10 protein-coding genes and 1 pseudogene are annotated in these 13232 nt (G+C 75.0%); 9 read left to right on the top strand and 2 right to left on the bottom strand.

Annotation, left to right across the window (positions count from 1 at the left end):
* The first annotated feature begins 71 nt into the window (after nt 1–71).
* The 9 genes and pseudogenes from OYE22_RS05880 to OYE22_RS05840 all read left to right on the top strand — a co-directional run bounded on the left by OYE22_RS05880 (nt 72) and on the right by OYE22_RS05840 (nt 10878).
* Nucleotides 72–974 carry an FAD binding domain-containing protein gene (locus OYE22_RS05880; RefSeq protein WP_277319419.1) on the top strand — a complete coding sequence of 301 codons (903 nt, stop codon included), beginning with the start codon at nt 72–74 and terminating at the stop codon, nt 972–974.
* Nucleotides 965–1566: pseudogene (locus OYE22_RS05875) on the top strand ((2Fe-2S)-binding protein). The gene OYE22_RS05880 and the pseudogene OYE22_RS05875 overlap by 10 nt, the downstream one beginning before the upstream one ends.
* Nucleotides 1567–1568: 2 nt before the next feature.
* Complete coding sequence (gene pucD / locus OYE22_RS05870; protein ID WP_277319418.1) at nt 1569–3953, top strand: xanthine dehydrogenase subunit D; 2385 nt, start codon at nt 1569–1571, stop codon at nt 3951–3953.
* 228 nt (nt 3954–4181) lie between these two features.
* Nucleotides 4182–5633 (top strand): NCS2 family permease, encoded by a 1452-nt coding sequence (locus OYE22_RS05865; protein WP_277319417.1) that lies wholly within the window; start codon nt 4182–4184, stop codon nt 5631–5633.
* Between the two features lie 53 nt (nt 5634–5686).
* Nucleotides 5687–6979: an XdhC/CoxI family protein gene (locus OYE22_RS05860; RefSeq protein ID WP_277319416.1), complete on the top strand. Its 1293-nt coding sequence runs from the start codon at nt 5687–5689 to the stop codon at nt 6977–6979.
* Between the two features lie 193 nt (nt 6980–7172).
* Nucleotides 7173–7772, top strand: coding sequence for a hypothetical protein (locus OYE22_RS05855; RefSeq protein WP_277319415.1), 600 nt, complete (start codon nt 7173–7175; stop codon nt 7770–7772).
* Nucleotides 7765–8640 carry a DUF692 domain-containing protein gene (locus OYE22_RS05850; RefSeq protein WP_277319414.1) on the top strand — a complete coding sequence of 292 codons (876 nt, stop codon included), beginning with the start codon at nt 7765–7767 and terminating at the stop codon, nt 8638–8640. The genes OYE22_RS05855 and OYE22_RS05850 overlap by 8 nt, the downstream gene beginning before the upstream one ends.
* Nucleotides 8633–9529: a DNA-binding domain-containing protein gene (locus OYE22_RS05845; protein ID WP_277319413.1), complete on the top strand. Its 897-nt coding sequence runs from the start codon at nt 8633–8635 to the stop codon at nt 9527–9529. The genes OYE22_RS05850 and OYE22_RS05845 overlap by 8 nt, the downstream gene beginning before the upstream one ends.
* Entirely contained in the window at nt 9526–10878 is a 1353-nt protein-coding gene (locus OYE22_RS05840) for a ferritin-like protein (RefSeq protein WP_277319412.1), read from the top strand. The genes OYE22_RS05845 and OYE22_RS05840 overlap by 4 nt, the downstream gene beginning before the upstream one ends.
* An 85-nt stretch (nt 10879–10963) precedes the next feature.
* Here OYE22_RS05840 and OYE22_RS05835 read toward each other — a convergent pair whose 3' ends face one another.
* Both OYE22_RS05835 and OYE22_RS05830 read right to left on the bottom strand, forming a co-directional pair.
* Nucleotides 10964–12526 (bottom strand): alkaline phosphatase D family protein, encoded by a 1563-nt coding sequence (locus OYE22_RS05835; protein WP_277319411.1) that lies wholly within the window; start codon nt 12524–12526, stop codon nt 10964–10966.
* Nucleotides 12523–13104: a phosphoesterase gene (locus OYE22_RS05830; RefSeq protein ID WP_277319410.1), complete on the bottom strand. Its 582-nt coding sequence runs from the start codon at nt 13102–13104 to the stop codon at nt 12523–12525. The genes OYE22_RS05835 and OYE22_RS05830 overlap by 4 nt, the downstream gene beginning before the upstream one ends.
* Nucleotides 13105–13232: the final 128 nt, after the last annotated feature.

Here is a 13232-nt window from a genome sequence, read left to right as displayed (position 1 = left end):
TGCGCTCGACGGGCCCCACGAGGCCCGCGCGGGCCCGCTTCACAGCCCCGCTATCCGAGAAGAGCACACCCATGGACTTCCTGCGCCCCGCAACCTGGGGGGAGGCGCTCGCCGCGAAGGCGGAGCACCCTTCGGCGGTGCCCATCGCCGGCGGCACGGACGTCATGGTCGAGATCAACTTCGACCAGCGCCGTCCCGCCCACCTCATCGACCTCACCCGCGTCGCCGACCTCTACACCTGGGAGGTGGACGCCGAGCGTGTACGGCTCGGCGCGGCCGTCCCGTACACGCGGATCATGACCCACCTGCGCGCCGAACTGCCCGGCCTGGCGCTCGCCGCCCACACCGTGGGCTCCCCGCAGATCCGCAACCGTGGCAGCGTGGGCGGCAACCTGGGCGCCGCGTCGCCGGCCGGGGACTGCCACCCCGCGCTGCTGGCCGCCGGGGCCGAGGTGGAGGCGGAGTCGGTGCGCGGCACCCGGCTGATCCCCATCGACGACTTCTTCACCGGCGTCAAGCGCTCCGCCCTGGAGCCGGACGAGCTGATCAGGGCGGTACGGATCACCAGGGCCACCGGCCCGCAGCAGTTCGCCAAGGTCGGCACCCGCAACGCCATGGTGATCGCCGTCTGCGCCTTCGGGCTCGCGCTGCACCCGCAACGGCGCCGCGTCGGCACCGGCATCGGCTCGGCCGCGCCGACCCCGGTGCGGGCCAGGACGGCCGAGGAGTTCCTGGCCGCCGCCCTCGCCGACGGCGACCTGTGGACCAGCGGCGAGCCGCTTCCGCCGGCGCTCGTCAGCGAGTTCGCCGAGCTGGCCGCCGGCGCCTGCAACCCCATCGACGACGTGCGCGGCTCCGCCGCCTACCGCCGGCACGCGGTGGCGGTGCTGGCCCGCCGCACCCTCGGCTGGGCCTGGGAGAGCTACCGGGACCAGATCGGCAGCACGGAAGGAGGCGCACCGCGATGCGCGTGAACCTGACGGTCAACGGACGCCCGCAGACGGCGGACGACGTGTGGGAGGGCGAGAGCCTGCTGTACGTGCTGCGCGAGCGGCTCGGCCTGCCCGGCTCCAAGAACGCCTGCGAACAGGGCGAGTGCGGCTCGTGCACGGTGCGCCTGGACGGCATCCCGGTCTGCGCCTGCCTGGTGGCCGCCGGCCAGGCCGAGGGGCGCGAGGTGCTCACCGTCGAGGGCCTGGCGCACCACGCCAGGCAGCGCCTCGCCGGGGGAGCGCCCGCCGAGGCGCCCGCGCCACCCCCGACCCGCCCGCGCCGCCCGGCACCGACCTCGCCGCGGCCCGGCGCTGGCGGGCCCACCCCGCCGACCCGGCCAACAGTGAACTCGCCCCGATCCAACAGGCGTTCCTGGACGCGGGCGCCGTGCAGTGCGGCTTCTGCACCCCGGGCCTGCTGGTGGCCGCCGACGAACTCCTGGAGCGCACCAGCGAGCCGTCCGACGCGGACATCCGCGAGGCGCTGGCCGGCAACCTGTGCCGCTGCACCGGCTACGAGGCCATCCTGGACGCGGTGCGCCTGGCCGCCGCCCGCGCGAACGAGGGAGGGTGACCATGGGCGCCATCCGCATCCCGGCCAGCCTCACGCAGGCCAGCCAGGTCCGGGGCGGCGTCGGCGAGTCCACGCCACGCCCGGACGGCACGCTCAAGGTCACCGGCGACTTCGCGTACGCCTCCGACCTGTGGCACGAGGACATGCTGTGGGGCCACACGCTGCGCAGCCCGCACGCGTACGCCGAGATCCGCGCCGTCGACGTGAGCCAGGCCCTGCGCGTGCCGGGCGTGTACGCCGTCCTCACCCACGCCGACCTGCCCGCCGCCACCCACTACGGGCTGGAGATCGCCGACCAGCCGGTGCTGGCCCGGGACGTGGTGCGCTGCCACGGCGAGCCGGTGGCCGTCGTCGCCGCCGACCACCCCGAGACCGCGCGCCGGGCCGCCGCCAGGATCGTCGTGGACTACCGGGAGCTGACCCCGATCACCGACGAGGCCAGCGCGCTGGCCCCAAACGCGCCGGTGCTGCACCCCGGGCGCACCGACGCGCACGCCGCCCACGTGCCGCACCCCAACATCGTGCACCGGCAGCCCGTCAGGCGCGGCGACGTGGCCGCGGCCCGGGCCCGCGCCGACGTCGTGGTCAGCGGCGACTACGAGATCGGCATGCAGGACCAGGCGTTCCTCGGCCCCGAGTCGGGGCTCGCCGTGCCCGCCGCCGACGGCGGCGTCGACCTGTACATCGCCACCCAGTGGCTCCACTCCGACCTGCGCCAGCTCGCGCCCGTCCTCGGCCTGCCCGAGGACAAGGTGCGGATGACGCTCTCCGGCGTCGGCGGCGCCTTCGGCGGGCGCGAGGACCTGTCGATGCAGGCCCACGCCTGCCTGCTCGCGCTGCACACCGGCAAGCCCGTCAAGATGGTCTACAACCGGTTCGAGTCGTTCTTCGGCCACGTGCACCGCCACCCGGCCAGGCTGCACTACGAGCACGGGGCCAGCCGCGACGGCGTCATCCAGTACCTGACCTGCCGCATCGTGCTCGACGGCGGCGCGTACGCCTCGGCGTCCCCGGCGGTCGTCGGCAACGCGGCCTCGCTCGGCGCCGGCCCGTACGCCATCGCCAACGTCGACATCGAGGCCCTCGCGCTCTACACCAACAACCCGCCCTGCGGCGCCATGCGCGGCTTCGGCGCCGTCCAGGCGTGCTTCGCGTACGAGTCGCAGATGGACAAGCTCGCCGCCGAACTCGGCCTGCACCCGGTGGAGCTGAGGCGGCGCAACGCGCTGTCGCAGGGCGCCGCGATGCCCACCGGGCAGGTGGTGGACTCGCCGGCGCCGGTCGCCGAACTGCTGCGCCGAGTGCGCGCGATGCCGATGCCGCCCGAGCGGCAGTGGGTCACCGCCGACGAGGCCGGCGAGACCATCGACGTACGCGCGCTGCCCGGCGGCCGGGCCGGCACCACACACGGCGAGGGGGTGGTGCGCGGCGTCGGCTACGCCGTCGGCGTCAAGAACGTGGGCTTCTCGGAGGGGTTCGACGACTACTCCACCGCCCGGGTGCGCCTCCAGGTGGTGGCCGGCGAGCCGGTCGCGGCGGTGCACACCGCGATGGCCGAGGTCGGGCAGGGCGGCGTCACGGTGCACGCGCAGATCGCCCGCACCGAACTCGGCGTCGCCGAGGTGACCATCCACCCCGCCGACACCCGCATCGGCTCCGCCGGCTCCACCTCCGCCTCCCGGCAGACCTACGTCACCGGGGGCGCGATCCGCCGCGCGTGCGAACTCGTCCGCGAGCGGGTGCTCGACCTCGGCCGGGCCCGGTTCGGCAGCCACCACCCGGCCTGGGCCACGGCCGAACTGCTCCTGGAGGGCGGCAAGGTCGTCACGGACGGCGGCGAGGTGCTGGCCGACCTGGCGGACGTGCTCGGGGACGAGGTCGTCGACGTGGAACGGGAGTGGCGGCACCGCCCGACCGAGGCGCTCGACCCGCACACGGGCCAGGGGTTCGGGCACGTGCAGTACTCGTTCGCCGCGCACCGCGCCGTGGTCGAGGTGGACACCGAACTCGGCCTGGTCAAGGTCGTGGAGCTGGCCTGCGCGCAGGACGTCGGCAAGGCGCTCAACCCGCTGTCGGTCGCCGGCCAGATCCAGGGCGGCAGCACGCAGGGGCTCGGCCTCGCCGTCCTTGAGGAGGTCGTCGTCGCGGGCGGGAAGGTGCGCAACCCGTCCTTCACGGACTACCTCATCCCCACCATCGTCGACACCCCGAGCATCCCCGTCGACGTGCTCGAACTCGCCGACCCGCACGCCCCGTACGGGCTGCGCGGCGTCGGAGAGGCGCCCACCCTCTCGGCCACGCCCGCCATCGTCGCCGCCATCCGCGCGGCCACCGGCCTCCCGCTGCGCCGGGTGCCCGTACGCCCCGAGCACCTCACCGGCACCTGACCGGCGCCTGGTCCGCGACGTTCCCGGCCCCGGCCGCGCGCGGCGCCGGGGCCCGGCGGTGTCGGGCCCGCCCACGCGCGGGCGGGCCCGACACCGCGACCGATTCCGAGGAGGCCAGCACACCGAAGGAGAGCGAGCGTTCGTCTCGGGCCGTCCCCCGGGTCGTGCGGCAGCGTCCCCGCGCCCCGCGGTCGCCGCGGGCGCCCTCACCCCAGGGAGACACGCACCATGACCCGACCGTCAACCCGGCCACCGGCCACGGCCGACGAGGTGGGCGCCGACCCGCCAGCGCCCACCGGCCCCTCCCGGATCGACCGGTACTTCCACATCACGGCGCGCGGTTCGACGCTCGCCCGCGAGGTGCGCGGCGGCGTCACCACCTTCATGGCGATGGCCTACATCCTGCTGCTCAACCCCGTGCTGCTGGGCGGGCCCGACGCCGCCGAGCACACGCTGGAACGGCCCGCGCTGATCACGGCCACCGCCCTGGCAGCCGCCGTGACCACGCTGTTGATGGGCCTGGTCGGCAGGGTGCCGCTGGCGCTGGCAGCCGGGCTCAGCGTCTCCGCCGTCCTCACCACCCAGGTGGTGCCGTACATGACGTGGCCGCAGGCGATGGGCATGTGCGTCGTCTACGGCGCCGTCATCATGCTCCTCGTGGTCACCGGGCTGCGCGAGGCGATCATGAACGCCATCCCGGCGCCGCTGCGGCACGGCATCACCATGGGCATCGGGATGTTCGTCGCGCTGCTCGGCCTCGTCAAGGCGGGCTTCGTCGGCGCCGGCGCGCCGGTCACGCTCGGCGTGGACGGCGAACTCCGTGGCTGGCCCGTGCTGATCTTCTGCGTGACGCTGCTGCTGATCTTCATGCTGCAGGCCCGCGAGGTTCCCGGCGCGCTGCTCGTCGGCATCGTGGCCGGCACCGTCGTCGCCGTGGTCGTCCAGGCCGTCGGGGACCTGCCGGCCGCGACCTGGGGCGGCCGGCCGCCCCAGCCGCCGGGCCACGCCGTCTCGCGGCCGGACTTCTCGCTCATCGGGCAGGTGGAGTTCGGCGGCTGGGGCGAGATCGGCGGGGTGACCGTCGGCGTCATCGTCTTCACGCTGGTGCTCGCCGGCTTCTTCGACGCCATGGCCACCATCATCGGCGTCGGCACCCAGGCAGGGCTGGCGGACGAGCGGGGCCGCATGCCCGGGCTGAGCAAGGCGCTGTTCGTCGACGGCGCGGGCGGGGCCATCGGCGGCGTGAGCGGCGCGTCGGGCCAGACCGTCTTCATCGAGTCGGCCACCGGCGCCGGCGAGGGCGCCCGCACCGGGCTCGCCAGCGTCGTCACCGGCCTCCTCTTCGCGGCCTGCCTCTTCTTCACGCCGCTCACCCAGATGGTGCCGGCCCAGGTGGCCGCCGCGGCGCTGGTGGTGATCGGCGCGATGATGCTGCGCGACGCCCGCCACGTGGACTGGGCCGACCACACGGCGGCCGTGCCGGTGTTCCTGACCGTGGCGCTCATGCCGTTCACGTACTCGATCACGGTCGGGGTCGGCGCGGGCGTCATCGCGTACGTCTGTCTCAGGGCCGCGCGGGGGCAATGGCGCGAGCCGGGCCCCTTCCTGTGGGCGCTGGCCGTCGTCTTCACGGTCTACTTCGCTCTGCACCCCATCGAGGGCTGGCTCGGGGCGGCCTAGCCGTCGAGTCCCGAGCGCCGCGCCCGCTTGTAACGCCGAGGGAGCTGAGAACCATGCTGGACATCGCCGACGAACTGACGCGGTGGCGCGCGGCGGGGCGGGACTTCGCCGCCGCCACGGTGGTGGCCGTGAGCGGCAGCGCGCCCCGCGAGGTGGGCGCCGCGCTGGCCGTGGACGCCGACGGCGCGGCCGTCGGCTCGGTCTCCGGCGGCTGCGTGGAGGGGGCGGTGTACGAGCTGTGCCAGCGGGCCCTGGAGACCGGGCGCGGCACCGTCGAACGCTTCGGCTACAGCGACGACGACGCCTTCGCCGTCGGCCTGACCTGCGGCGGGGTGATCGACGTGCTGGTCACACCGGTGCGCGGCGGCGGCCTTTCGGGCCGGGCCGGTGACGCGGGTTCCGGCGACGCGGGTCCCGGTGACGCGGGGCCCGGTGGCCGGGCGGCCGGGGAGGCGTCGGCGACGGTGGCGGCGGCGCTGGACGCGGCGGCCCGCGGGCGGGCGGCGGCGCTGGTGCGGGTCGTCACCGGCCCGGCCGAATTCGTCGGCGGCGCCCTGCTGGTGCGGCCCGGCGGCGGGTACACCGGCTCGCTCGGCGGCGACCCGGCGCTGGACCGCACCGCGGCGGCCGAGGCCGCCGCCCTGCTGGACGCGGGCCGTACCGACACCCGCACCATCGGCGCGACGGGCGAGCGCTGCGGGGAGCCGGTCACCGTGCTCGTCGAGTCCAGCGTGCCGGCCCCCCGCATGATCATCTTCGGCGCGGTGGACTTCGCGAGCGCCCTGGTACGGGTCGGCGGGTTCCTCGGCTACCACGTGAGCGTGTGCGACGCCCGCCCGGTCTTCGCGACGCCCGAACGCTTCCCGGAGGCGGACGAGGTGGTGGCCGACTGGCCGCACCGCTACCTGGACGCCCAGGTCACCCGGTCCGCCCGGGCCGCCGGGACCGAGCCGGGCGGGGCGCACGCGGGGGAGGGGGCAAACGAGGGGCGCGCCGGCGGTGGCATCGACGGCCGCACCGTGCTGTGCGTGCTCACCCACGACGCCAAGTTCGACATCCCGCTGCTTGAGCGCGCGCTGCGGCTGCCGGTCGGCTACGTCGGCGCCATGGGCTCCCGGCGCACCCACCTGGACCGGCTGCGCCGGCTGCGCGCCGCCGGTCTGACCGAGCGCGAACTGTCCCGGCTGCGCTCGCCCATCGGCCTCGACCTCGGCGCCCGCACGCCGGAGGAGACGGCCCTGTCCATCGCGGCCGAGATCGTGGCCGACCGCCGCGGCGGCACCGGCACCCCGCTGACCGGCGCGCATACCCCCATCCACCACGCCCCGCCGCCGCCCCGGACCTGACCGGCCCCCGCCCGCCACCACCCGCCACCCGGCCCCCGCCAAACGGGCCGCCCGACGCGTCGGCCATTCGCGGGATTCGGGCGCCGCGCGCTCCGCGCGAGAAGAGACGACACGTCAGGTCGGGCACGATGGCGACCCCGCGACACATGCTCGCCGTGTCGGTACGCGAACGATCAAGCGCGGAGGTAGATCCGTGAGTCAGGGAAACGGCCACGTGTCCCCGGACGGCGCCGTGAACTCGGAGGACGTCGAGCGGGCGCGCGCCGCGGTGCACGCCATCGTCGCCGACGTGAAGGCCGGCCACCACGAGTCGGGCGAGGGGCGCCGACTCCACCTCAGCGAGGCGCCCGACAGCGGCGCTTCCTGGCCGGAAGACGACCAGCCGAAGGAACTGCACGTCTGCATGGGCCTGAACTCCTGCCGCAACCAGGACGCGCCGGGAACGGCCCCGATGGCCGGCATGGGCCAGTGCGCGACCGTCGTGCACGTCTGCCACGGCGAGGGCGCCTGTCGGGGCCTGGGCGGCTGCGGGTACGCCGGCAGCGACTACGAGCAGGCCCACCCGGGCGAGCAGGCGTGCCGCTGGAACGGCAGTTGCGCCAGCCCCATCAACGAGAGCCGCGTGCTGGCGTGCGGCCCGCACAAGGGCAAGAGCGTGTGGAAGCTGGCCCGCAAGCTGTTCGAGGCCCGGATGTACGAGGCGGGCCTCGCCTTCGGCCCCTCGCCCGGCCAGGGCTGGCCCGACGACGTCATCCCCCCGTACGACGTCGTCAAGAAGCCCACGCATGCCTGAGGCGGGCGCGCCGGCCCGGGCCACCGGCCCGGGCGCGCGCCGCCTCGGCTTCGGCGTCGGGCTGCGCGGCCCGCACGTCCCCCACATCCGCGCGCACTGGCCCGAGGTCGACTTCTTCGAGGCGATCACCGAGAACTACCTGGACTCGCGCGGCGCGCGGCGCCGCGCGCTGGCCGAGATCGCCGAGCGCTACCCCGTCCTGCTGCACGGGGTGTGCCTGTCCGTCGGCAGCACCGACCCGCTGGACCGCGACTACCTGGCACTGCTGCGGCGCCTGGCCGACGAGGTCCGCGCGGTCTGGGTCTCGGACCACCTGTGCTGGACGGGCGCGGCGGGCGCGCACAGCCACGAACTGCTGCCGCTGCCGTTCACCGAGGAGGCCCTGCGCCACGTCGTACGCCGGGTGCGGCTGGTCCAGGACGTGTTGGGGCGCGCGATCGCGCTGGAGAACCCGAGCAGCTACGTCGGCTTCGCCGGGGCGGAGATGCCCGAGTGGGAGTTCGTCTCCCGGGTCGCGGAGGAGGCCGACTGCGCCGTGCTGCTGGACGTCAACAACGTCTACGTCTCCTCCGTCAACCACGGCTTCGACCCCCGCGCCTACCTGCGCCACCTGCCACACCACCGGGTGGCCTACGTCCACCTGGCCGGGCACCGGCACCACGGCACGCACATCGTGGACACCCACGACGCCCCCGTGGCGGAGCCCGTGTGGGAGCTGTACGACCAGGTGGTGGAGCACACCGGCGGCGTCAGCACGCTCATCGAGTGGGACGACCACCTGCCGCCGTTCCCCGGGCTGGCCGCCGAGGCCGACCGGGCGCGCCGCCGCGCTGGGCGCCCGTCCCCGGCCGGGGCCGTCCGTGGCTGACCTGGTCCACGCGCCGGGCGCCCTGTCCGGACTCCAGAGCTGGTTCCAGGCCGCGCTGCTCGCCGCCGACCCGCCCGAACCGGACGCCGCGCGGCGGGTGTTGGCCGCCGGCGGCGTGCTCGACGCGCGGGCGTGCCTGGACCTGTACCGCACGAGCTACCGGATGCGACTCCTTGAGTCCATGCGGACCACGTACCCGGCGCTGCGCCTCCTCCTCGGCGACGACCTCTTCGACCGCTTCTGCGCCGAGTACCTGGACGCCTGCCCGCCACGCTCCTGGGCCCTGGCCCGGCTCGGCGACCGGTTCGCCGACCACCTCGAACACCACCGCCCCGACGCCCACCTCGCCCCGGCGGCCCGCGAACGGTGGATCGACCTCGTCGTGGACCTGGCCCACCTGGAGCGGACGTACGGCGAGGTGCTCGACGCGGAGGGGACGGAGGAGTCGGCCGAACGGGGGCAGCCGCCGGCCGACCTCCCCGACGCGGCCTGGCTGGACGGCGCGCCCCCGGCCCCGGCCCCGTGCCTGCGGCTGCTGCGCACCCGCGCCGTCGTCCACCCGTACCTGCTGGCGGCGCGGCGCGGCGCGGCCACCCCGGACCGCCCCCGGTACCGGCCGAGCTGGCTGGCCGTCAGCCGCCGCGACTACACGGTCGTGCTGCGCGAACTGTCCCCGGAGCAGTACGCCGCGCTCCGCGCGCTGCCCCACGCCGCGACGGCGCGGGAGGCGCTCGGCGCGGTCCCCGCGGCCCGTGGCGCGCGTTGGCTGCGCGCCTGGACGACCGCCGGCCTCCTCACCCCGCCCCCGCACCACCACACCCCGGCACCCCCGTCACCCCCGCACCGCCCCGCGCGCACCCCCACCCGCGAAAGGACGCCCGCCCCGTGACCGCCACGGCACCCACCCAGGCCCCCCGACTCGCCGCCCCGCCCTACACGCCGCCCGAGCCGCTGGTCCCGACCCGCAAAATCGAGACGTATGAGGAGTTGGTCTCCCACCTGCACGCCGCCGCGAAGGTGGAGATGTGCACCCTCGGGCCGTACCTGTACGCCGCGTACTCCATCAAGACCCGGGGCTACTCGCAGTGGTCCCCGGGCATCGGGGCGCTGCGCACCCTCCTCGGCATCGCCGTCGAGGAGATGCTGCACCTGTGCCTGGCGCGCAACGTGCTGGTGGGGATCGGGGCGGGGGACCGCATCCGGTTCTGCGACGAGACCTTCGTCCCGAAGTTCCCGAGCGACCTGCCGCACCGCCACCCCGCCCTGCCGTTGGCGCTCGGCCCGCTCTCCACCGACCTGGTGCGCGGGACCTTCCTGGAGATCGAGAAGCCGCACAAGGTGCCCGCCAGCGACGACCTGCCCGCCGGCCAGGAGGTCGCCGACGGCATCGTGCGCAAGGACGGTGACGTGTGGGAGTACGCCACCATCGGCGAGCTGTACCGCCGGGTCATCGAGGGCATCAAGCACCTGGACGGCAAGGGTGAGATCCCCTGGAACAAGGACGGCGCGCGCGGGTGCCAGTACAACCGGGGGTTCTGGAACGAGTACGGCGGCGGGAAACCGGTCGTCGTCACCGACCAGAAGACCGCCCTCCAGGCCCTGAACATCATCATCGACCAGGGCGAGGGCGCCGACCCGAGCAAGGGCACGGTGCCCAAGAACCCGAACAACCCGCGCCCGGGCCTTGAGGAGTACACCCACTTCGAGCGCTTCAACCGGATGCTCCGCCACATCGAGGGCATCGGCATCGTGGACGGCACCCGCGAGGCGGAGGTCAACATCGACTCCGACCTCGCAGTCGAGCAGAAGCTCGCCACCAACCCGCACCTGTCCGACTACCAGGGCTCGCCCATCTACCGCCCGCTGGCCCTGTTCAACGCGTCCTTCACCTACATGCTGCGGCTGCTCGACCAGTTGTACGCGACGCCCGTCGCCGACGAGCGGTGGGTCAACGACCCCAAGCGCTACCACATGGAGCGCGTCTTCATCGCCGTCATGCAGGGTGTCCTCTACCCCGTCGCCGATCTCCTGGTCAGCACCCCTGTCGCACTCGACGGGGCCCGGGTCGGCCCGCCCTTCGAGTTCTACGCCTTCTCCACCGACCCGGGCGACGGGGACATGCGGGACCAGCTCATCGCGCTCTGCCGGCAGGCGCTGCCGGACTTCCCGCAGCTCGGTGGCGACGACGGCGTCCTACGCCAGATCGACCTGCTCGTCCCCGGGCTGCACCCGGCCTGAGCCCCCGGCGGCGCCGGGCGCGGGACGCGTGGGACCGCCCGGCCCCACGGCCCCGCCTCCCGGCGCCACGGCGCCGCCCGGCCGGTTAACGGCCGGTGGGCCTGCGGTACTGCGCCGGCGAGCCCTTGGTCCCCTCGTCCTCGTACGCGCCCGCGCGGCCACGGTCCACGTGGAAGGTGGTCAGGGTGGTCACCGGGGACGCCGGGTCGCGGCGGTCGCCGATCACCCGCATGTGGGTGCTCCAGCGCTCGGGCGTGACCTCGTACACGTCGTAGCCGTAGCGGTTGCCCTCGAAGTACTGGAGGTGCGGGTTGGCCGCGCCCATCAGCGGCCCGTTGGTCCTGTTCCAGTCCGCGCTGTAGGCGCCCGAGGTGACCGAGTGCGCGGTGAACTCGGTGCCGATGACGGGGGAGGAGACGTCGTCGAAGTCGGGCCGTACGTCGTCCACGAACGCCGAGTGCCAGTCGCCGGTGATCACCACGAGGTCCTCAAGGCCCGCGTCGTGCACGTGGGTCAGCACCTCCCGGCGCTCGGCGAGGAAGCCGTCCCACTGGTCGGTGAACATGTAGCCACCGCCGGGCCGGCCACGGAGCTGGCTGAGCATGATCGAGTTGGCCCAGCAGTGCCAGCCGTCCCCGGCCCGGTCCACGCCCCGCTTGAGCCACTCCTTCTGCGCGCCGCCCAGGATGGTCCCGTCCGGCAGGTTCTGCGCGGAGCGGTAGGAGCGCAGGTCGAGGATGGTCAGCTCCAGCAGGTCGCCCCAGCGCCGCACCCGGTGGATCTCCGGGTCGGGCAGCGCCGAACCACCGGCGTCGCGGTGCGGCATGTGCTCGTACCACGCCTGGTACGCGGCGGCCCGGCGCCGCATGAACGGCGCCCCGCCGCCGGTCCCGCTGTAGTCGTTGACCACCTCGTGGTCGTCCCAGGTCAGGAACCACGGGTGGGCCGCGTGCGCCTCGCGCAGCGACGCGTCGCCCTTGTAGAGCGCGTGCCGCACCCGGTAGTCGGCCAGCGTCAGCACCTCGGGCGCGTTGTGGTCGCGCACGTGGTCGCCGCCGACCGGGCCGTGCTCGTATATGTAGTCGCCCAGGTGCATCACGAAGTCGACGTTCTCGCGGGCTATGCCGCGGTGGGCGGCGTAGAAACCGTCGTGGAACGCCTGGCAGTTGGCGGCGGCGAAGCGCACCGAGGAGACGCGGCCGACCGGCGCGGTCCTTGTGCGGCCCACCCGGCTGCGCTTGCCGAGCGCGCGGAAGCCGTACCAGTAGTGGCGCCCGGGGCGCAGCCCGTGCACGGGCACGTGCACGCTGTGGCCCAGCGTCGCGGACGCGGCGACCGTGCCGCGCGCCACCACCCGGCGCAGCCGCGCGTCGGCCGCCACCACCCACTCGACCTCGACGATCTCGGGCAGTTTCTGCTCGGCGGCCAGCGGCTCGGGCGCCAGCCGGGTCCACAGCACGACGCTGTCCGGCCGCGGGTCGCCGGAGGCTATGCCGAGCGTGAAGGGGGCGGGGTCGTAGTCGGCGCCCAGCGCCTCGGCGGCCTCGCGGGCCTGCGCGGGGGACAGGCCGGCGCTCAGCGGCCACACGACGTTCAGGGCACCGGCGGCGGCAGCCGCCTTGAGCAGGTCACGACGGTTGAGCTTCACGCCCGGCCTCCGCGGTGGTGGGTGAGGGTCAGGGACAGGGCGTCGGCGTAGCCGTCGTTGGACGTGCCGCCACCGGCGCGGGTGAAGACGAGCAGGGCACGGGCGGTGCGCGCGCCCGGCGGCACGGTGCCCGAGCTGGCGCGTTCCACCAGCCCGGTACGGCCCGCGCGCTCGGCCGCCGCCACGGGGCCCAGCACGGCCAGGGCGAGCGGTGTGCCGTGGGCGTCGCGGAACTCGACGGACAGCCGGGCCCCGTCCTGCTGCCCCGCGTAGCCGCCGAGCCAGGCGGTGACGGAGAACCGCACGGCGCCCCGGTCGACAGCGCGCCGCCCCACCCGCCCCGTGGCGGGCAGCCGCACGTCCTGCACCAGTGCCGTACGGGGCGAGTCGCCGCCCGAGAAGAACCGGCTGCCGCGCGCGGCCGGGCCGGGGTCGGCCGGCGTCGGGTAGCCCCCGCCCACGTCGTAGCCGACGAGGGCGGGCGCCCCCTCGACGATCCGCCAGCCGGCCACCTCGGTGACCGGCTCCGCCGTGCCACCGGGCCCCGCCTCGGCATCGCCGTTGACCAGCAGGTTCATCCGCGCCTCCCAGAACTGAGGTGACGCGGGTGCGTCACGCGCCAGGCATCTCACCAGCGATGTGTGAACGGCAGTCGGCGTGTGGTGAAACGTCCCGCCGGGGGCCTGCCGGAGGCGGCCGGCGTGCC

Source organism: Streptomyces sp. 71268 (assembly GCF_029392895.1).
Lineage (GTDB): Bacteria > Actinomycetota > Actinomycetes > Streptomycetales > Streptomycetaceae > Streptomyces.
The sequence above is the reverse complement of the archived record's forward strand: the minus strand, read 5'-3'. Positions and strand labels throughout refer to the sequence as shown.